Annotated in this window: 24 protein-coding genes; 8 read left to right on the top strand and 16 right to left on the bottom strand. The window is 69.1% G+C overall.

Going from position 1 to position 17,786, the window contains the following annotated elements; genetic code table 11:
• Window positions 1-3: 3 nt before the first annotated feature.
• The 14 genes from VGC18_RS04825 to VGC18_RS04760 all read right to left on the bottom strand — a co-directional run bounded on the left by VGC18_RS04825 (window position 4) and on the right by VGC18_RS04760 (window position 11,395).
• Window positions 4-1,317 (bottom strand): flagellar hook-length control protein FliK, encoded by a 1,314-nt coding sequence (locus VGC18_RS04825; protein ID WP_331094789.1) that lies wholly within the window; start codon window positions 1,315-1,317, stop codon window positions 4-6.
• Window positions 1,284-1,718: a hypothetical protein gene (locus VGC18_RS04820; RefSeq protein ID WP_331094787.1), complete on the bottom strand. Its 435-nt coding sequence runs from the start codon at window positions 1,716-1,718 to the stop codon at window positions 1,284-1,286. Before VGC18_RS04820 ends, VGC18_RS04825 begins: the two co-directional genes overlap by 34 nt.
• On the bottom strand, window positions 1,718-3,037 hold the full coding sequence (locus tag VGC18_RS04815; RefSeq protein ID WP_331094837.1) for a FliI/YscN family ATPase: 1,320 nt from the start codon (window positions 3,035-3,037) through the stop codon (window positions 1,718-1,720). The genes VGC18_RS04820 and VGC18_RS04815 overlap by 1 nt, the downstream gene beginning before the upstream one ends.
• Entirely contained in the window at window positions 3,031-3,639 is a 609-nt protein-coding gene (locus VGC18_RS04810) for a FliH/SctL family protein (protein WP_331094785.1), read from the bottom strand. The genes VGC18_RS04815 and VGC18_RS04810 overlap by 7 nt, the downstream gene beginning before the upstream one ends.
• A complete protein-coding gene (fliG, locus tag VGC18_RS04805) occupies window positions 3,629-4,645 on the bottom strand; it encodes a flagellar motor switch protein FliG (protein WP_331094783.1) in 1,017 nt (338 codons plus the stop codon). Before fliG ends, VGC18_RS04810 begins: the two co-directional genes overlap by 11 nt.
• Window positions 4,642-6,246, bottom strand: coding sequence for a flagellar basal-body MS-ring/collar protein FliF (fliF, locus tag VGC18_RS04800; protein ID WP_331094781.1), 1,605 nt, complete (start codon window positions 6,244-6,246; stop codon window positions 4,642-4,644). Before fliF ends, fliG begins: the two co-directional genes overlap by 4 nt.
• Window positions 6,246-6,545: a flagellar hook-basal body complex protein FliE gene (gene fliE, locus VGC18_RS04795; protein WP_331094779.1), complete on the bottom strand. Its 300-nt coding sequence runs from the start codon at window positions 6,543-6,545 to the stop codon at window positions 6,246-6,248. The genes fliF and fliE overlap by 1 nt, the downstream gene beginning before the upstream one ends.
• On the bottom strand, window positions 6,545-6,937 hold the full coding sequence (gene flgC / locus VGC18_RS04790; RefSeq protein ID WP_331094777.1) for a flagellar basal body rod protein FlgC: 393 nt from the start codon (window positions 6,935-6,937) through the stop codon (window positions 6,545-6,547). Before flgC ends, fliE begins: the two co-directional genes overlap by 1 nt.
• Window positions 6,937-7,278 (bottom strand): flagellar basal body rod protein FlgB, encoded by a 342-nt coding sequence (locus VGC18_RS04785; RefSeq protein ID WP_331094775.1) that lies wholly within the window; start codon window positions 7,276-7,278, stop codon window positions 6,937-6,939. The genes flgC and VGC18_RS04785 overlap by 1 nt, the downstream gene beginning before the upstream one ends.
• Window positions 7,279-7,394: 116 nt before the next feature.
• On the bottom strand, window positions 7,395-7,703 hold the full coding sequence (locus VGC18_RS04780; protein WP_331094773.1) for a hypothetical protein: 309 nt from the start codon (window positions 7,701-7,703) through the stop codon (window positions 7,395-7,397).
• Entirely contained in the window at window positions 7,696-8,127 is a 432-nt protein-coding gene (gene fliS / locus VGC18_RS04775) for a flagellar export chaperone FliS (protein WP_331094771.1), read from the bottom strand. The genes VGC18_RS04780 and fliS overlap by 8 nt, the downstream gene beginning before the upstream one ends.
• Window positions 8,124-9,509, bottom strand: a complete 1,386-nt coding sequence (gene fliD / locus VGC18_RS04770; protein ID WP_331094768.1) for a flagellar filament capping protein FliD — start codon at window positions 9,507-9,509, stop codon at window positions 8,124-8,126. Before fliD ends, fliS begins: the two co-directional genes overlap by 4 nt.
• Before the next feature lie 127 nt (window positions 9,510-9,636).
• Window positions 9,637-10,461 (bottom strand): flagellin, encoded by an 825-nt coding sequence (locus tag VGC18_RS04765; protein WP_331094766.1) that lies wholly within the window; start codon window positions 10,459-10,461, stop codon window positions 9,637-9,639.
• A gap of 121 nt (window positions 10,462-10,582) precedes the next feature.
• On the bottom strand, window positions 10,583-11,395 hold the full coding sequence (locus tag VGC18_RS04760; RefSeq protein ID WP_331094764.1) for a sigma-70 family RNA polymerase sigma factor: 813 nt from the start codon (window positions 11,393-11,395) through the stop codon (window positions 10,583-10,585).
• 414 nt (window positions 11,396-11,809) lie between these two features.
• Here VGC18_RS04760 and VGC18_RS04755 point away from each other — a divergent pair, with 414 nt between their 5' ends.
• From VGC18_RS04755 to VGC18_RS04740, 4 genes are read left to right on the top strand one after another with little or no spacing between them, the layout of a single operon-like run.
• The gene (locus VGC18_RS04755; protein ID WP_331094761.1) at window positions 11,810-12,292 is read left to right on the top strand and encodes a flagellar protein FlgN; all 483 of its coding nucleotides are present in this window, start codon (window positions 11,810-11,812) and stop codon (window positions 12,290-12,292) included.
• A gap of 10 nt (window positions 12,293-12,302) precedes the next feature.
• Entirely contained in the window at window positions 12,303-13,724 is a 1,422-nt protein-coding gene (gene flgK, locus VGC18_RS04750) for a flagellar hook-associated protein FlgK (protein WP_331094759.1), read from the top strand.
• 4 nt (window positions 13,725-13,728) lie between these two features.
• Window positions 13,729-14,610: a flagellar hook-associated protein FlgL gene (gene flgL, locus VGC18_RS04745; protein WP_331094757.1), complete on the top strand. Its 882-nt coding sequence runs from the start codon at window positions 13,729-13,731 to the stop codon at window positions 14,608-14,610.
• Window positions 14,607-14,990 carry a flagellar assembly protein FliW gene (locus VGC18_RS04740; protein ID WP_331094755.1) on the top strand — a complete coding sequence of 128 codons (384 nt, stop codon included), beginning with the start codon at window positions 14,607-14,609 and terminating at the stop codon, window positions 14,988-14,990. The genes flgL and VGC18_RS04740 overlap by 4 nt, the downstream gene beginning before the upstream one ends.
• Here VGC18_RS04740 and VGC18_RS04735 read toward each other — a convergent pair.
• A complete protein-coding gene (locus VGC18_RS04735) occupies window positions 14,959-15,291 on the bottom strand; it encodes a MerR family transcriptional regulator (RefSeq protein ID WP_331094753.1) in 333 nt (110 codons plus the stop codon). The two genes, VGC18_RS04740 and VGC18_RS04735, sit on opposite strands and share 32 nt — an antisense overlap.
• A 130-nt stretch (window positions 15,292-15,421) precedes the next feature.
• Between VGC18_RS04735 and VGC18_RS04730 the strand changes: the two genes are divergently transcribed.
• From VGC18_RS04730 to VGC18_RS04720, 3 genes are all read left to right on the top strand, one after another.
• Window positions 15,422-15,859, top strand: a complete 438-nt coding sequence (locus tag VGC18_RS04730; protein ID WP_331094751.1) for an Hsp20/alpha crystallin family protein — start codon at window positions 15,422-15,424, stop codon at window positions 15,857-15,859.
• A 57-nt stretch (window positions 15,860-15,916) separates the two neighbouring features.
• Window positions 15,917-16,078, top strand: coding sequence for a hypothetical protein (locus VGC18_RS04725; RefSeq protein WP_331094749.1), 162 nt, complete (start codon window positions 15,917-15,919; stop codon window positions 16,076-16,078).
• Window positions 16,079-16,180: 102 nt separating this feature from the next.
• Entirely contained in the window at window positions 16,181-16,828 is a 648-nt protein-coding gene (locus tag VGC18_RS04720; RefSeq protein WP_331094747.1) for a dienelactone hydrolase family protein, read from the top strand.
• Here VGC18_RS04720 and VGC18_RS04715 read toward each other — a convergent pair.
• Window positions 16,825-17,343 carry a DinB family protein gene (locus tag VGC18_RS04715; RefSeq protein ID WP_331094745.1) on the bottom strand — a complete coding sequence of 173 codons (519 nt, stop codon included), beginning with the start codon at window positions 17,341-17,343 and terminating at the stop codon, window positions 16,825-16,827. The two genes, VGC18_RS04720 and VGC18_RS04715, sit on opposite strands and share 4 nt — an antisense overlap.
• Window positions 17,344-17,387: 44 nt before the next feature.
• Between VGC18_RS04715 and VGC18_RS04710 the strand changes: the two genes are divergently transcribed.
• On the top strand, window positions 17,388-17,783 hold the full coding sequence (locus VGC18_RS04710) for a DUF4383 domain-containing protein (RefSeq protein ID WP_331094743.1): 396 nt from the start codon (window positions 17,388-17,390) through the stop codon (window positions 17,781-17,783).
• Window positions 17,784-17,786: the final 3 nt, after the last annotated feature.

Here is a 17,786-nt window from a genome sequence, read left to right as displayed (position 1 = left end):
CTTTCAGACGATCACGTCGAGGGCGGAGTCGTCGCCCGCCGGCATCCGGCCGGCGACCGGGTCCGCCGGGGTGATTCCCCCGAGGATCGGGGCGTGCGGCTCCGCTCGCTCCGGCTGGATGCGTTCCCGCGCCGCGCCGTCGCCGCCGCGGTCGGATGGCTGGTTCTGCGAGGACAGGTCGAGGGTCGCCGGCAATCCCTGGTCGGCGAGGTCGCGTCTGAGGTCGGGGAGGATCGAGCGGAGGCTCTCCCGTCCGAGGTCGCTCGGGGCGAACAGCTCGACCCGCAGACCGTCCGGCCCGATGTGCGCCCGCACGGTCACGGGGCCGAGGTTCTCCGGGACGACCTTCACCGTGAGCGTGTGCTCTCCGCCGGCCGCGCTCGACAGCGTGAAGATCGGCTTGGCCAGCTGGGCCACCAGCGGCGGGTTCTCCGCGACCGTCGTCGGGCGCTCCGTCCGTCCGGGCGGCGCGGTGACCGTCGTGGAGCCGACCGCCATCGTGGCGGGGATCGAGGGGGCCGTCTCGTCGCCGTGAGCCCTCGGTGGCCTCACCACCGCCGACGCCGCCGAGGACACCTCGGCAGACTGCGCGGGCTGCCCGATCGTCGGCTGCTGCACCACGGGCTGCTGAGCCGCCGTTTGCTGGATCGTCGTCTGCTGGGCCGGCGCCCGCTGAGCCGGGGTGGGGAGAGGGCCGGCCGCCGGAATGGCGGCCGCGGGAGGAGCCCAGGGAGGCGGGACGGGCGCGGACCCCGCGCCCGTCGTCGACGGGATGGTCGGCGAGGTGGTCGACGGCGTTCCCGGCACGAGATCGCCGCCCGTCGGATCGGCGCCCGCGATCGGGCCAGCGGGCGGGAGGGTCGCGGCGGCCGCCGTCGGAGACGCCGAGAACAAAGGATCGACGGATGCGCCGGTCGGCGGTGGAGCGACCGGCGGCTGGGGTGCCGCGGGAACCGGCGTCATCAGGAGGAGCGCGGCGAGCGCCGACGCATCCGGATCGGCCGGATCGGCGGAATCCTCGGGCGAGACGTCGGTCGATGTCGCCCCCTGGGTCGTCGCCGGCGCGGGCGCCCCGGTCGAGTCGATGCCCTGACCGTCCGCGGGCAGCGCCGCGCCGGCCTCCGCGAAGGCCTCGACCTGGGCGGCGGCCACGGCGAAGAGCTGGGTCTCCGGAGGCAGCGCGGCGGCGAGGGCGGCGCCGAAGCCAGCGGCGGTCCCGCGCCCCGTCGATGCCGCTCCGAAGGAGGGCGGGGTCGCCCGTCCGCCGAGCAGGCCGATGAGCGTCATCGTGCGCCCTCCCCCGTCCGCCTCTGCCACCCGGTCGATGCGACCTCGTCGAGCGCGGCCTGCTCGGCGAGGAGTTCCCCGCTCGCGACCGTCTCGATGTGACGCTGCTCGAGCTTCTCCAGCCCGATGGATCTCGATCTCGCGGCCGCGAACTCCGCGGCGGTCTTCTCCCGGCGCTCGAGCTGGACACCGTCGAGCGCGGTCAGCTCCGCGAGCGTGCTTCGCGCGGCGGCCCGCGAGGCCGCGACCGCGATGAGGGTGCTCGTGTCCACCACCTCGGCCGAGGTCGCCCCGAGGGCGGTGCGCGCCTGCCGCTCCCGCGCCGTGGTCTCCCGGTATCGGGCGTCGGCGACCGCGAAGTCGCTCGCGGCCTGATCCCGCTGGATCTGCCGCAGCCGCAGCAGCGCCGCGAGGGGGAATGGCCTGGCCATCACACACCCCCCAGGGCGGTGGCGAGACCGGCCAGGCGTTCCCAGGACTCCGTGGCAGGCGTCTGGTCGTCCATACGCTGCTGGAGGAAGGCGTTGATGGCCTCTTCGTGCTCGACGGCCGCGTCGACAAGAGGATTGGCGCCGGACTGATAGGCGCCGACATCCAGCAGGTCCTGCGCCGCGCGGCGGGCGGCGAGGGTTCTGCGCAGCACCGCGGCGAGACGCATCCGCTCCGGTCCGTTCACCCGGGAGGCGACCCTGGAGATGGATCCGAGCACGTCGATCGCCGGGAAGTGGCCGGCCACCGCGAGCTTCCGGTCGAGGACGACGTGCCCGTCGAGGAAGGATCGCGCCGCGTCGGCGATCGGCTCGTTGTGGTCGTCGCCGTCGACGAGAACCGTGTAGATGCCCGTCACGGAGCCCACCTCGGCGGTTCCCGCGCGCTCCAGCAGCCGGGCGAGCAGCGAGAAGGTCGACGGCGGGTATCCCCGGGTCGCCGGGGGCTCGCCGGCGGACAGCCCGATCTCGCGCTGGGCCATGGCGACCCTGGTCAGCGAGTCCATCATGAGGATCACGTCAGCACCGTCGTCGCGGAACGACTCGGCGATCCTGGTGGCGAGGGATGCCGCGCGCAGGCGCATCATGGCCGGCTCGTCGGAGGTCGAGACGACGACGACCGATCGCGCGAGTCCCTCCTGGCCCAGGTCGTCCTCGAGGAACTCCCTGACCTCGCGACCGCGTTCCCCGACGAGCGCGATGACCGACACCTGGGCGTCGGTGCCCCTGGCCACCATGGACAGGAGCGACGACTTGCCGACGCCCGAGCCGGCGAACAGGCCGAGCCGCTGCCCCCTGCCGAGGGTGGCCAGGGTGTCGAGCACCCGCACGCCGGTCTCCAGCGGCGTGTCGATCCTGGCGCGGTTCATGGCCGACGGACTCTCCCCCTCGAGCTCGACCATGGCGGCGGCATGCAGCGGCCCCTTGCCGTCGATGGGCCTCCCGAGACCGTCGACGACCCGCCCGAACAGGGCGGGGCCGGTCGGCACGAGCGCCGGAGTCCGCTTCCGCCTGGCCGGCGCCCCGGCCCGGATGCCGGTGGTCCGCCCGAGCGGCATGCAGCGGATGCCCGCCGAGGTCGCCGCGATCACCACGGCATCCACCGTCGTCGTGTCGCCGACCGTGACGAGCTCCCCGATCGCGAGGTCGAGGCCGGCGACCTCGAGCCCCAGTCCGACGATGGACGAGACGACACCGACCCGTTCCGGCCGGGCGGTCGCCAGCGCCGTCGGGAACCGGGGTCCGAGGAGGAGGGTCACGATGCCTCTCCCCCGATCGCGGCGCGCGCGCGAGCGAGCGCAGAGGAGACGCGGGCGTCCAGGTAGCCCACCTCGAGCTCGCTGATGGCGTCGCCGCGGGCGAGCTCCGGATCGCCGGTGAAGACCACCCCTGCGGCGGCGACCCACGCGGCGTCCAGTGTCTCGAGATCGTCCGGGTTGAGCCGCACGGTCTGCACGAGGGCCGGGTCGACGGTGCCGAGGGCTCGCCTCACGGCCGCCGCGGCGGATCTCGGCGCATCGGAGAGCTCGACGCCGACGATCGCCTCGGCGAGCTCGAGGGCGGAGTCGGCGAGGACATCCTGTGCCTGGGCGATCACGGGGACGACACTCGCCGCCACGGCACGCGCGGAGGCGGCGAGCACCTCCACCGCCCGATCGAGCCTGGCCAGCGCCCGCCCGCTGGCCTCCTGGTAGTCCGCCTCCAGCCGCGCCGCGCGCTCGGTCAGTTCCGTCTCGGCGCGCCGCAGGCCGGCCGCGTAACCGGCGGCGTGTCCGGATGCCCGCGCCTCGGCCTCCCTGGCCGCATCGTGCGTGCTGTGCAGCATCGGGAAGTGCATCTCCGAGAAGGTGGCCTCAACTGACATATTCGTCGTCGTCCCCCCGCTGGACCGTGATGACACCCTCGGCCTCGAGATCCCTGACGGCGCGGACGATCTCCGCCCTCGCCTCCTCGATCTGCCGCATCCGCACGGGACCGAGCACGTCGATCTCCTCCTCGAGGATCTCGCGGTTGCGCTCGGAGATGTTCGCACGGATGACCTCGATCACCGCATCCGGAGACCCCTTCATGGCCATGGCGAGCACGCTCGCGTCGATCCCCCTGAGCACCAGCTGGACGTCGCGGCGGTCGAGCTTGACCAGGTCGGCGAAGGTGAGCATCCGCGAACGGACGTCCTCCGCCAGCTGGGGGTCGCGGCTGTCCAGACCGTCGAGCACCGCGTGCTCGGTCGAGACGTCGGCGCGGTTGATGATCTCGACGAGCGGCTGCACACCGCCGACGACCGCGTCGGCGTCGCGCGAGGTGACGACGGCTCCCGCGCGCACCTTGAGGGTGTCGGCGACCATCCTGACCGCCTCCGGCGTCGCCGTCCCCATGGTCCCGATGCACTGCGCCACGTCGGTGCGCAGCGAGTCGTCGAGCCCGGCGAGCACCGGCGAGGCGTGCTCCGGCCTCAGATGGGCGAGGACCAGGGCGATGGTCTGCGGCAGCTCGCCATCGAGCAGCGCCATGAGCTGTCCTGGCTCCGCGGTGTCGAGGAACTCGAAGGCCTTGCCCGCCATCGAGGAGGCCACCCGGTTCATCACGCTGGCCGCCCGTTCGGAGCCGAACGACGCCTCCAGGAGACCCGCGGCGAACTCCTTGCCCCCGTGGGAGTTGCGTCCGCCCGCCGTGACGAGCTCGTGGAACTCGCGGATGGCGCCGTCGGAGACGACCCGGTCGACCCGACGCAGGCGGATGATCTCCGCCGCGATCTCCTCCGCCTCCGCGTCGGTGAACTGTTTCATGACGTCCGCCGCGCGGGCCTGGTCCATGTTCATCAGGACGACGGCCACCTTCTGGGTGCCGGTGAGCGTCACCGCGTCGTTCATACCGACTGTCTCTCGTCCATGAGGCCGCGCAGGAACTCGGCGGTGCGCTTCGGATCCTTCGTCGCGAGGGCGTCGATCTCCGCCCGCTGTCGATCGGCGTCGCCGTTCTCGGGAACGAGCTGGGTGTAGACCATGGGCTGGGGTGCCGGCGGCTCGGGCAGCGCCATCGGCACCGTCTGACCGTTGAGCATGGCCCGCAGCTCGGCGAGCTCGGTGGACTCGGTGTCCTCGAGGGTCTCCTCCGTGCCACGACGCGCACGCCGGGCGAAGACGATCAGCGGCACCAGCAGCAGGATGAGCGTCGCCAGTACGAAGATGCCGGTCCGCACGATCGAGGCGATCCTGTCTGCGTTGGCGGCGGACTGCGCCGCGGCGAGCTCCTTGGCCGCGTTCAGCGCTCCGGCCCGGTTGAACGGCACCACCTGCACGCTGAGCTGGTCCCCGCGCGTGGTGTCGATGCCCGCGGCGGCGCCCACGAGACGCTCGATGTTCGTGACGTTGAGATCGCCGGCGACCGCGGAGTTGAGCGCCACGGACACCGTCTGCCGGTTGATCTCGCCCGCCGGGATGGTCGTCGACTGCGTGGTCTTGTTGACCGCGTTGTTCTTCACGACCTCCTGCGAGGTCGAGGCGCCGTCGGTGGCCGCGTCGCTGGGCACCGCGATGTTGTCGGGGCCGAGAACGCCGGTCGACGAATCCGCCCCGCCGGTACCGGAGACCTCGCTCTTGAGCGATTCGTTGATCGCCGGCGCATCGGTCGGCGTCGAGTAGGTCTCCTCCGTCTTCTGACCGGACTCCCCGCTCAGATCGGCGGCCACCACGACCGTCGCATTGCCGGGACCGGCGACCTTGTCGAGCATCGACTGCACGGCCGTGCGCACCCGCGTCTCGTACTCGGAGGACTGCTTGTCCGCACCGCCGGACGGGTCCGCTCCCGCCGCGGAGAGCACGATGCCCTTCGAGTCGATGACGGCGACGTCCTCCGCCTTCATCCCGTCGACCGACGCGGAGGTGAGGTGGACGATGGCCTGGACCTGATCGTCGTCGAGGGTGACGCCGTTCTGGGCGTCGACGAACACGGATGCCGTCGGGTCGGTCTTCGTCTCCACGAAGACCGTGTCCTTGGGGATCGCCAGCTGCACGGCGGCCGTCTTGACCCCCTTCATCGCCTCGATGGTGGAGGCCAGCTCGCCCTCGATGGCCCGCTTGTAGGTGACCGACTGCTGGAACTCGGAGGCGGTGACCCCCATCTTGTCGAGCAGCGAGTAGCCGCCCGTGCTGGAGGAGGGAAGTCCGGCCGCGGCCGACTTGAGCCTCTCGTCGTAGACGTCCTTCTCCGGAACCAGGATCGTGGCCCCGCCGTCGCCGAGCTGATAGGGGACGCCGTCGGTCCGCAGCTGTTCGACGATGCTGTTGGCATCGGCGGCGCTCACCCCCGAGAACAGCGGGGAGTACGACGGCCTGGCCATCCAGCTGACGAGCGCGACGGTCCCGAGCACCAGCACGGCCAGGCCGATGATCGCCACCGTGCGCTGAGCGACGGTGAACTCACGGATGCCCGCCCCGAGCCTGCGCAGGATCGAGCCGATCTGCCGAGGCATCAGGCCTGCATCCGCATGATCTCGTTGAAGGCGTCGACGCCCTTGTCGCGGATGGCCGCGACGAGCTCGAGAGTCACCTGGGCGCGGGTCGCCGCGATGGTCGCGTCATGGATGTCGTCCAGGCTCCCGGTGACCGCCTTGATGGCCAGGTCGTTCGAGGTCGACTGCAGCTGCTGCAGGTCGTCGACGGCGCCGCCGAGTTGGGCGGCGAAACCCGCGTCCCCCGTGGAGGCGGTGGCGCTCGGAGCCGCCACCGTGTTCATGGCCGCTTGCACGGCCGAGATCGGCGAGATGGTCATCAGGAGCGTCCGATCTGCAGGGCGGCCTGGTAGCTCTCCTTGGCACGGTCGACGACCGCCGCGTTGGCCTGATAGCTGCGCTGCGCCATGATCAGCTGTCCCATCTGCGAGGCGAGGTCGATGTCGGGATAGCGCACGTAGCCGTCCGCGTCGGCGAGCGGATGATCGGGCTCGTAGACGACCCGTCCCTCCGCGCTTCCGTAGGCGGTCCCGGCGACGTAGACACCGGAATTGCCCTCTCCCTCCTTGGCGACGACGTACCGCGCGCGGAACGCCTCGCCGTCGGTGGACTTCACGGTGTTGATGTTGGCGATGTTGTCGGAGACCGCGTCGAGCCACTTGCGGTCGACGGTCAGGCCGGTGCCGGCGATGCCGATGGCGTCGAAGGTCATCAGTTGCTCCTGATCGCTGCCCGGACGGCGGCGAACTCGTTGCCCGCCGCCTGGCTGGCGAACTGGTATCGCAGCACCGTGTCGACGTTGGAGAGGGTCTCGGTGTCGAGATTGACGTTGTTGCCATTGAGCTGGGTCGGCTCGAGCGACCGGGCGATCTGGCCCGTGACGTGCCCGTCGCCGCCCGCCACCGACTTCGCCAGGGCGTCTTCGAAGACGACCCTCTTGGCGTGGTATCCGGGGGTGTTGACGTTGGCGATGTTGTCGGCGATGGTGCGCTGTCGCAGCGACAGGGCATCCAGAGCGCTTCCCAATGCCGCAGATGTGACCGAATCGAGCACGGTAATCCGTTCGTCGAGAACTAATGGCCGATCCATGGCCCTTGGGCGAGCGATCCGTGCTCACCATTAGCTATCGGTCGCCGGCGCGCAGGCGTTAGGCGTCGGACGGAATTAATTCAACTCATCGTGTCGAGATAGCTCGGTCTGCCTCCGTCGCCGGCCAGGGGAATGCTGCGCAGGGCCACCAGATGCCGCCCGATCTGTCTGCGACGATCCTCGATCAGTGCGATCGTGGCGGCCTGCGCCCGCACGATCGCCCGCGCCCGCTCGGCGAGTTCCACGGGCAGCGGGCCGATGGAGTCGGGCGGCGTCCAGACCGGCTCCGCGGCGAATCCGTCCGGCCGGGGCTCGGCCTCCGCCGCGACGAGGCAGGCCTCCATCTCCGCGAGCAGCGCGGGCCATCCGCCCTCGGGCGACTCAGGCAACGCCGAGCTCCCTGGAGAGGCCGGTGACCGGCGGGACAGCGGCAGAGAGCTGCCCGGCCGCCTCGTGCCAGGCCTGCCTGATCGGTTCGAGCAGTTCGATGCACTCGTCGATGCCGGCGAGCTCACGACGGACGTTGGCCCCGACCATCAGGCTCTGGCAGTAGTGGTAGAGCGCCAGGAGGGAGCTCGCCCCGTCCCAGGACTCCACCTGGAGGGAGGCGGCCAGCTCGGCGACGATCGCCTGCGCATGCAAGAGGTTCTCGGACACGACCGGCCAGTCCTGCCTCGGCTGGGCGATCCTCGCCCGGTCGAGATCGAGCAGCAGCCGGTCGTAGAGCATGGTGAGGAGCCGGACGGGAGAGGCGGACAGCACGGCGTCCGTCGTGTACTGGGAGCGCTGCGCGCCGAGATCGGAGATGGTCATGAGCTTTCCGTCGAGGTGGTGAGGGCTGCGAGCTGGGAGGTGAGGTTCGCCTGCTGGGCCTTGAGGTTGCTCAGGGTGACCTCCATGGAGGAGTAGGTCTTCTCCAGGGTCGCCTTGCGGCTGGCGAGGCGGATGTCCCAGTCAGCCACCTGCTGATTGAGCCGGGTCACCTGCGACTGATCCCCGGTGATCTTGCCGGTCAGGGTGCCGACGTACTTGTCGGATGCGGTGGTGGCGACGTCCGCCACCCGCGAGGCGATCGTCTGCAGAGCGGCGTTCACGGTCGCGGGATCCGCGGCGAGGGCGGCGGCGAACTTGTCGGCGTCGAAGGTCAGCGTTCCGCTGCTGGTGATGCTGATGCCGTACTCGGACGGCGAATGGCCGTCGATCGGCGCCGAGGCGGCGTTGATGACCTTGTCGTTGATGTCGCGAACGGTGGTGTCGCCGGAGAAGACCCCCGCCGTCACGCTCGTGGTGCCGTCCGCGGCCGTCGTCGTCGCGACGGCCGATTGACTCGTGATCGTCGAGAAGACCTGATTCAACGCGTCCACGAGCTTGCTCGCGACCGCGCTCACCTGCTGGACGTCCCGGCCGACGGCGACGGTGATCGGATCCGTCGAGGTGGCGGTCACGCTCACCGAGACCCCGGGCAGCAGGTCGGTGAAGGTGTTGCTCGAGGAGGTGATCTCCTGCTCCGCGGAGCTTCCCGCCCAGAGCGTGAGCTTCGCGTCCTGGGCCGTCTTGATGATGGCGCTTCCCGGCGCCGCCAGCACGTCGACGGCGGTGCCCGCCGCGACGTCGGCGGCCGATCCCTGGTACACGGTGAACGAGGAGGCCGCGCCCGTCGTCGTGCTCGACAGCTGAAGCCGGTAGAGCTTGGTGCCGGATGCGTCGGTGCCCGAGGCGACCTTGGTCGCGGTGACACCGGCGCCGGCGGCGTTGATCGCGGAGACGACGTCGTCGAGCGAGGAGGATGCGGGAGAGATCTCCACCGGCGTGCCGTCGTGGCCGACGATCGTCAGCGTCGACGGGGACGGCCAGGTCGCCATCGCGGCGGAGACACCGACCTGTCTCTGGGCGAGAGCGCTCACGACGACCTGGAGCTCGCCGGCGGATGCGCCGGCCGCCGCCGTCGCGGTCAGGGCCGTCGAGCTGCTGGTGGCGGCATACAGGTCGAGCGCGCCCTTCTTGGCGGTGGAGGTGGCCAGATCGGCGAGGGAGGCGAGCTTCGTGTTCAGGCCCTGCAGGGCGGCGATCTCCGCCGTGGTCGAGGTGACCTGGGCCTTGAGCAGCGTCTGCGGCTGCGCCTCCGCCTGCATGAGCGTGGTGATGAGGGCCGTGGTGTCCAGCCCGCTGGACAGACCGTCGAGGGAGATTGCCATGCCTGTTCCTTAGATTCCGTCTCTGGGCAGCCGGGGTGATCGTGCAGGTGGGGTTGACGCCCGGCAGCCATCGTCTCGAGAGGTCTGGTTCTCGTCGCGGTGGCCACCGGGCGCCGGTCGTGACCGCTTAGCGCAGCAGCGTGAGAACGCCCTGGTTGGCCTGGTTGGCCTGTGCGAGCATCGCGGTGCCCGCCTGGGACAGGATGTTCGAGCGGGTGTACTTGACCATCTCGGCCGCCATGTCGGTGTCCGTGATGCGTGACTTCGCCGCCGTCAGGTTCTCCGTGGAGACGCTGAGGTTGCGGATGACGCTCTCGAACCGGTTCTGCTGAGCACCGAGGCTCGCCCGGGCCGTCGACACGGCGGTGATCTGCGTGTCGATGGTGTTGATCGAGGCGAGGGCATCGGTCGCGCTGGCGAACGAGAGGCCGCCGACCGCGGTGGCGATGGCGCCGACATCGGTCGTCGAGACGGCGATCTGGTCGTCGGCAGCGACGCCGCCGGCACCGACCTGGAACGTCAGCGAGACCGCGCCGTCGAGGAGCTTGGTGCCGTTGAAGTTCGACGACGTCCCGATCCGCGTGAGCTCGCTGGTGAGCGCCGTGACCTCGGTCTGGATCGCGTTGCGCGAATCGGAGTTGTTCGAGTCGTTGCCCGACTGAACGGCGAGATCGCGAACACGCTGCAGGATGGTCTGGACCTCGGAGAGCGAACCTTCAGCCGTCTGGATGACGCTGATGCCGTCCTGCGCGTTCCGGCTGGCGACCGTGAGGCCGCCGACCTGGGACTGCAGGCCCTGGGAGATGGCGAGACCGGCCGCGTCGTCCGCAGCGTGGTTGATGCGCAGACCGCTCGAGAGCTTCTCGAGCGACTTCGCCAGATCGTTCTGCGTGTTGGTGAGGTTCCGGTACGAGTTGAGTGCCGAAATGTTGGTGTTGACCTGCATACCCATGGTGTTTTCCTCCGTGATTGGGTCGTTTCGCGTCGGCCCATCCGTGGTCCGACACCACTAGCTATCGGCACGCCCCACCCTCGGCGTTAGGCGGCGGCGGAAGCTTTTTGCGAAACCGCGATCAGGAGGCGGCGGAGTCTTCCCTCGACGCCCGTGCCACATGCGACATCGTGCTCATGGCCACGTTGGCCACGTTCATGAGGTAGGCGCTCCGCGCGGCCGTGGAGACCCGCGACTGAGGGATGTGTTTGATGGAGGAGTCCGAGTAATGGGTCTCGAGGCCGTCGCGGAGCAGTCGGATGGCCTCCGCGCGCTGCTGGGAGACCGCGGAATGGGTGATGCCGAGATCCTCGGCGATCTCCTTGACAGAACGATCCTCGAAGTAAATCTGCCTGACGATGGAGCGCATCCGCTCGGGAAGGGCCTCGACCGCCGCGTTGAGGTAGCCGAGCCGCTCGACGGCGAGAAGGGAGTCCTCGGGGAGGGCGGTATCGGCGACGAGGATGTCGGTGACCGCGTCGTCCAGGGGCACAACGCTCCTGGCGGCATCGGCCAGGCCCGCCTGCGCCTCCGCCCGGTCGACGCCGAGGGCCGAGGCGATCTCGTCGATGCTCGGGGTGCGCCCGAGGGCGGCGACGAGCGTCTCCTGCACCGCCATCGTCTCCTTGATCCGACGCCGCGCGCCGCGGCCGGCCCAGTCGCTCGATCGCATCTCGTCGGCGAAGGCGCCGAGTATGCGCTTCCTGGCGAAGGCGCCGAACGGGATGCCGAGCTCGCCGTTGTAGGCATCGGCCGAGGTGATCAGGGCGAGGGCTCCTGCCGACGCGAGGTCGTCCCTCGACAGGTGCGTCGCCCTGGCCCAGAGTTCGGAAACGAGATACCCGACAAGCGGGAGGTTGTCCACGACCAGCTTGTTGCGCTGTGCTCTGTCCACGTCTCTTGCTCCGTCTACCCATCACGTTGTATGTGGCTGCCCGAAGGCAGGTCATCGAAATCAAAACGGTTCAATTATTTGAAAAACGTTTTCACTTTTCGGGAGACGGTGAAGCGTTTGCGATCGGGACGACGGGTTGGGACGACTCGATCTGGTGCCACTCTATCGGGGGGCAACACCCCCGCAACCAGCGTTTCTGATGAATATCTCTGATCTTCTACCCCCAGTTCACGGTACATATCCGTTTTTGTGTCCGCCTTTGTGCGGACACGTCCATTACTCTCGATCTCGACGAATTCCTTACTCGCGAGATATCGTTGCCGATAGTCCTCTCCGAACGGAGGTGGGGCGATGCGGTCGGCCGAACGATCCAATGGAACGTCCGTTTTGACCGACGACCGATCCGGAGCTGATATGAGCGCGAACGAGCTGTCGAGCTGTCTCTGGCGAGAGCGTGAGCTGCTCGACCTGCTCGCCTTCAAGCTCGAAGAGGAGCAGTTCCTCCTGGCCTCTGGCAGGTCGCGCTGGCTTCAGTACGCCACCCGCGAGGTCGAACAGGTCATGGACCGGCTGAAGGAGACCGAGCTGGCCCGCACCATCGAGTCCGCGGTCGTCGCGAAGGAGTGGGGCGCCCCGGAGGACGCGACTCTGCGCGAGCTCGTCTCCCATGCCCCTGAGGGGCCATGGTCCGACATCTTCGACTCCCACCTCGCCGCGCTCACGGAGCTGACGAACCACATCCGCGAGCTGCGCGACCTCAACGTGCACTACCTGCGCACCGCCATCCGCTTCGTCCAGGAGAACCAGGCCGACGGCGAGAAGGCCCACGGCACCTACGATTCCACCGGCGGCACCGCGACGGCGAGCGGTGCCCAGATGTTCGACTTCACCCTGTGACGGAGGCAGCATGAGCACATTCAGCGGGCTGAACGCCGCCGCGTCCGGCCTCAATGCGGCGCGCCAGGGGCTCGACGTCGTCGGCCAGAACATGACCAACGCCACCACAAACGGCTACACCCGTCAGCGCGTCACCACGAGCGCCATCGGTTCCCTCGCCAGGGTCGGCCTGTTCTCCGGCGGCTCGGTCGGGGTCGGCCAGGGGGTGTCGATCGACGGCATCGCCCGGCTGGGTGACCAGTACCTCGACGCGCAGGTGCGCAGCACTGCGGCGACCTCCGGCAACCTCGCCGTTCGCTCGAACGCTCTCACCGCCGTTCAGGCCGCCCTGAACGAGCCGGGGGACGACGGCCTGTCCACCCAGTTGCAGGGCTTCTGGGGGGCATGGGGGGACGTGTCGAACCGCCCGGGCGACGTCGCCGCCGGAGGCGTGCTTCTGCAGAAGGCGACGGCGCTCACCGATCAGATCGCGGCGGGATACAGCGCCGTGAACGATCAGTGGGGCCAGGTGCGCACCAAGCTCGACGGGATGGTGCAGGAGCTCAACGATGCCGGGTCCCAGGTCGCCGATCTGAACGCGCAGATCAGGTCGACGCTGGCGGCGGGCGGGTCGGCCAACGAGCTCCTCGACAAGCGGAGCGTCCTGCTCGGATCGATCTCGGCGCTCACCGGTGCGAGCGTGCAGACCAACCAGGACGGGACCGTCGACGTGCTCGTCGGCGGCAACCAGCTGGTCAGCGGCGACCGTTCCTACGCCGTGGCGGTGAGCGGCAGCTCGACCATGACGGGAACCCCGCCGGTCACCCTCGAATGGGCGACGAGACCGGGACTGCCCGTCGCGGTCGAGTCCGGCGAGATCGCCGGCTCCCTGGCGATGCTCGCCCCGGCCAACGCGACGGGAACCGGCGGGGAGATCGCGGAGGCGGCGGCCGGCTTCAACTCCTTCGCCACCTACCTGGCGAACCAGGTCAACGCCGTCCATCGCACCGGCGCGACGAGCACCGGAGCCACCGACCTCGACTTCTTCGCCATCTCGTCCACGGGTCCCGCGGCTCTCGGACTGACCGTCGTGCCCACCGACACCACGGGCATCGCGGTCGCGGGCAGCGGCGAGGGGGCGCTCGGCAACACCACGGCCGATGCGATCGCCCAGCTCGGGACGGCTGCCGACTCCCCGGACTCGATGTGGTCCTCCTTCGTCGTCAAGATCGGCGTCTCGGCGAAGAGCGCCCTCCAGCGCGCATCGCTCGCCGACTCCGCCGCATCGGCCGCGAGCGACGCCCAGGTCGCGAACGCGTCCGTCGACATCGACGAGGAGAACATCAGCATGGTCACCTTCCAGACCGCCTACCAGGGCGCCGCCCGACTGATGACGGCCGTCGACGAGATGCTCGATGTGCTCATCAACCACACCGGACTGGTCGGAAGGTGACGACATGATCAATCGTGTGACCAGCCAGACCCGCGTCCTCAACGCGCAGCGCAACCTGCAGGCGAGCGCCGCGGCGCTGGCGAAGATGCAGGACACGGCGACGAGCCTCAAGAAGATCGGTGTCCCCTCCGACGACCCGACCGGGACCGCCGATTCGCTGCGCATCCGCGCGGCCCAGAGCGCGACGACCCAGTACGGCCGCAACATCGACGACGGCACCGGATGGCTCGCGACCATCGACGGCGCGTTGACCAACGCCACCGACATCCTCCGCAAGGTGCGGGACCTGACCGTCCAGGGAGCCAACGACGGCTCGCTGAACCCCGCCGCCAAGGAGGCGATAGCCATGGAGCTCGACGACCTGCGCGATGACCTGTTGAGCACCGCGAACACCACCTATCTTGGTCGTACCGTCTTCGCCGGCGACTCGGATGCCGGTGCCGCCTTCACCGCGGACCTCGACTACACCGGGTCCACGAGTCCCGTGCTCCGACGCATCGACAGCAACCAGACCGTGCGGGTGGATTCCGACGGGTCCGCCGTCTTCGGGACGGGAACCAGTTCGGTCTTCGCACTGATCGACAGCATCTCGGCTGACCTGCGCGCCGGGGTCAACGTCGGGTCGCGCCTGACGGCGATCGACACCGCTATGACCGCCATCCAGGGCGAGCAGAGCGCCGTCGGGGCCCGCCAGGCCCAGGTCGAGAAGACGAAGGACACGAACCTGCAGACGACGAACACCCTCGAGTCGCAGCGCTCCAGCGTCGAGGACGTCGATCTCTCGCAGATCGTGATCCAGCTCAAGCAGCAGGAGGTCAGCTATCAGGCCGCGCTCGCGGTCACCTCGCGCACCCTGCAGCCGACGCTCATGGACTACCTCCGATGAGCAGGCGGCTCCGCTTCCTCGCCGCTCCCCCCGGGCTCGATCCGTTTGTCGACTTCTCGCTCGACGGGGTGGACGGGGCGGACGGCCTCTACTCCCTCCGATCCCTCGACGACGAGAGCCTGCGGCTCTTCCTGCTCGACGCATCCCTGCATCTGGCCGACTACTCCCCTCGCCTCTCCGATGGGCAGCGCCTCGCGCTCGATCTGGAGACGGCGGATCGGCCGCTTGTCCTAGTTGTGGCCACCCCCAGAGAGAGCGGAACGACGATGAACCTCATGGCGCCGATCGTCATCAACGCGACCACCGGAACGGCCGCCCAGGTCATCCTCGACGATCAAGACTGGCCGATCAGGGCCGAACTCGCGGTCCGGCGCGCCTGAGACCCGATCCGGGGCGCCCGCGCTCGATCTCCGCGCGCAGGCGGGCATTCTCCGACTCCAGCCGCATCACCATCGCCGCTCCGGCGAGGTTCAGCCCGAGCTCGAGCAGGCCGGTCACCCGGCGCAGGACGGCGAGATCCGACTCCGAGTAGCGCCGGGTTCCCCCGGCCGTCCGCGCGGGGGTGAGCAGGCCCCGGCTCTCGTAGAGCCGCAGTGTCTGCTCACCGAGACCCACGAGCTCGGCGGCGGCGGTGATGCCGTACAGGCCGCTGACGAGCTCATCGTCGGCGCTCGCTGTCATCACCTCTCCCCCAATCTCAATCTTCAGATTCGCTGAAAACGGCTTGCACCCGATTCGAATCGGAGTTATAAAAATCTATATCAGCCGACACAGATCGGCAACAACCTGAGACCGATTGGAGGAGTTAACAATGTTGATTCGTAATGACCCGTTCCGCGAGCTCGACCGCTTCGCCCAGCAGGTTTTCGGGACGGCCACCCGGCCGAGCTCCATGCCGATGGACGCGTGGAGAGAGGGTGATGAATTCGTCGTCCAGCTCGATCTTCCCGGCGTCGACCAGGACAAGATCGACATCGACGTCGAGCGCAACGTGCTCACCGTCAAGGCGGAGAGGTTCGCCAACCTCCCCGATGCGTCCGAGGCGGTCACCGCGGAACGTCCGTGGGGCGTCTTCAGCCGTCAGCTCGTTCTGGGCGACACTCTCGACACCGAGAACGTCAAGGCCCACTACGACGCGGGTGTGCTGACGTTGCGTGTTCCCATCGCAGCCAACGCCAAGCCGCGCAAGATCGAGATCAGCAGCGGCACGCGGCACGCGGGTAAGGAGCAGCAGAAGATCGACGCGTGACGCCCGTTCCGGCGCGCTGCCGAGTTCGGGGGGAATCCCTCCCACGACTGAAGGACGGTGATTGAGATGAAGGTCTGCACTTCGACGATCGAAGAGCCGGTCGATGAGCGATTCGCCGACATCGTGTACTCCGACGACCATCTGGTCGACCTCGAATTCCAGGAGATCGTTCGGCGCCTCTGGCCGCCAGTAGTGAAAACCGGCATCGCAACCTCGTGATCCCCGTTCACAGGAGGGGCGTGGTCGATCGACCACGCCCCTCCTCGACGTTATCGTTGAGGCGGAAGCGATTCCTCGGGCGGTGACGAGAGGCGGCGGAGCATGACGGAGCTGGTTCCCATCCCGTCACCGGGAGTGCCGCTGTACTACGGGCGACCGGGAGATCCGCTGATCGTGCTCGTTCACGACTGGTACGGACGCCTGCCCTGGCTCGAGAACTACGCGAAGGGCCTCGAACATCAAGGCTACCGAGTGGTCGTCCCCGACCTCTACGACGGTGTGGCGACCATCGACGAGGCCACCGCGAGCGAGCTGATGAATCGGCTGGACGTGGCGACGGCCCTGGCGATCCTCGACGAGATCGTCGAGACCGCGCGTGCCCAGGGCTCGCAGAGGATAGGCGTCGTCGGTTTCTCGCTCGGCGGCTGGCTCGCCCTGCTTCACGCCCAGGGGGGTGCGACGGATGCGGTGGTCGCCTACTACGCCACCCTCGGGGCCGATCAGCACGGTGTCATCCCGTGCCCCGTGCTGCTCCAGTTCGCCGAGACGGACGAGTGGGGCGACGGCGACGACCCGGAGTCCTTCCTCGACCGGCTCAAGGACCACGGCACCCCGGTGAGGGATTTTGTGTATCCGGGGACCGTGCACTCCTTCGCCAACGCGACCGTCACGCGCACCACCGATGTCCCCGCGGCGGAGCTGGCCTTCGTGCGCACGGCGTCCTTCCTCGAGGAGCACCTGGTCGACTAACCCCGGACGTCCCACAGGTGGTGGATCGGATCGTGGACCAGATATCTCCCCAGGGTCGCCACCGTGAAGCTCGCCCCGTCGCCTCGACGACCGGGCCGCGGCCACGAATCGTCCGGAACGGAGCCGAAGGCGGCGGCGAGCCTCTCCGCCGACTCCAGCAGCTCCGCGGAGACCACCGCCGGATCCTGCTCGTTGTAGCGCTCCGCGACGGCGGTCTCGTCCTGGTCCCAATTCGGGAAGAGCGGATCGTCCTGGTCGAGCATGAGGCCAAGGCGGGCATGGAAGACGCGAAAGACGTCCCGCACATGCGCCGCGTACTCCAGCGGGGACCAGGTGGTCTCGTCCGGCCGCACCGCGACATCCGTCCGCCGGAGCACGACGGGCCAGGCGGCGGCGTTCGCCCGGAGGATCGAGGGCACATCGGTGCCCGAGATACCGGAGGCATCGAAGCCGCACTCGGGGCACGGTCTTTCGAGGACCCAGGTCCAGTCTTTTGTATCGGGGATGATCGGCATGATCCCATGGTGCCGCCGACGGATGACCGGCTACCGTAGATTTTGTGCCAACATCCCCCAATCGCCTGCTGGCGACCATCGTCGGCGCCGTCTATCTCGCCGTCGGTCTGCTCGGGCTGCTCGTCGCCTCGCACGGCCTCCTGTTCGGCGTTCTCGAGGTGAACCTCGCCCAGGATCTCCTCCATCTCGTCGTGGGCGTTGCGCTCCTGGTCGCCGGGCTCACCGGGCGCGGAGCGCGCACGGCGAACACGACCGCCGGGACCTTCTTTCTCGTCCTCGGGATCTTCGGCCTCTTCGTCGCCGGAACGGCCGCGAACGTGCTGGCGCTCGGGCCGGTCGACCATGTCCTGCACTTCGGCAGCGCGGTGTTCCTGCTCTGCGTCGGCCTCGGCACCGAGACGACGGACCGGCCGGCGCTCGCCCGCGAGGGGTCTCGCTAGGCG

The organism is Lacisediminihabitans sp. (assembly GCF_036404185.1).
Taxonomy (GTDB): domain Bacteria; phylum Actinomycetota; class Actinomycetes; order Actinomycetales; family Microbacteriaceae; genus Lacisediminihabitans.
This window is presented reverse-complemented; position numbering and strand designations above follow the sequence as displayed.

Excerpts from the sequence above, each read along its gene's own strand:
- VGC18_RS04820 (WP_331094787.1), bottom strand. The coding sequence starts at position 1,718 with ATGGCCAGGCCATTCCCCCTCGCGGCGCTGCTGCGGCTGCGGCAGATC.
- VGC18_RS04810 (WP_331094785.1), bottom strand. The coding sequence starts at position 3,639 with ATGTCAGTTGAGGCCACCTTCTCGGAGATGCACTTCCCGATGCTGCAC.
- fliG (WP_331094783.1), bottom strand. The coding sequence starts at position 4,645 with ATGAACGACGCGGTGACGCTCACCGGCACCCAGAAGGTGGCCGTCGTC.
- fliF (WP_331094781.1), bottom strand. The coding sequence starts at position 6,246 with ATGCCTCGGCAGATCGGCTCGATCCTGCGCAGGCTCGGGGCGGGCATC.
- fliE (WP_331094779.1), bottom strand. The coding sequence starts at position 6,545 with ATGACCATCTCGCCGATCTCGGCCGTGCAAGCGGCCATGAACACGGTG.
- flgC (WP_331094777.1), bottom strand. The coding sequence starts at position 6,937 with ATGACCTTCGACGCCATCGGCATCGCCGGCACCGGCCTGACCGTCGAC.
- fliS (WP_331094771.1), bottom strand. The coding sequence starts at position 8,127 with ATGACCATCTCCGATCTCGGCGCGCAGCGCTCCCAGTACACGACGGAC.
- fliD (WP_331094768.1), bottom strand. The coding sequence starts at position 9,509 with ATGGCAATCTCCCTCGACGGTCTGTCCAGCGGGCTGGACACCACGGCC.
- VGC18_RS04765 (WP_331094766.1), bottom strand. The coding sequence starts at position 10,461 with ATGGGTATGCAGGTCAACACCAACATTTCGGCACTCAACTCGTACCGG.
- VGC18_RS04755 (WP_331094761.1), top strand. The coding sequence starts at position 11,810 with ATGAGCGCGAACGAGCTGTCGAGCTGTCTCTGGCGAGAGCGTGAGCTG.
- flgK (WP_331094759.1), top strand. The coding sequence starts at position 12,303 with ATGAGCACATTCAGCGGGCTGAACGCCGCCGCGTCCGGCCTCAATGCG.
- flgL (WP_331094757.1), top strand. The coding sequence starts at position 13,729 with ATGATCAATCGTGTGACCAGCCAGACCCGCGTCCTCAACGCGCAGCGC.
- VGC18_RS04740 (WP_331094755.1), top strand. The coding sequence starts at position 14,607 with ATGAGCAGGCGGCTCCGCTTCCTCGCCGCTCCCCCCGGGCTCGATCCG.
- VGC18_RS04735 (WP_331094753.1), bottom strand. The coding sequence starts at position 15,291 with ATGACAGCGAGCGCCGACGATGAGCTCGTCAGCGGCCTGTACGGCATC.
- VGC18_RS04730 (WP_331094751.1), top strand. The coding sequence starts at position 15,422 with ATGTTGATTCGTAATGACCCGTTCCGCGAGCTCGACCGCTTCGCCCAG.
- VGC18_RS04720 (WP_331094747.1), top strand. The coding sequence starts at position 16,181 with ATGACGGAGCTGGTTCCCATCCCGTCACCGGGAGTGCCGCTGTACTAC.
- VGC18_RS04715 (WP_331094745.1), bottom strand. The coding sequence starts at position 17,343 with ATGCCGATCATCCCCGATACAAAAGACTGGACCTGGGTCCTCGAAAGA.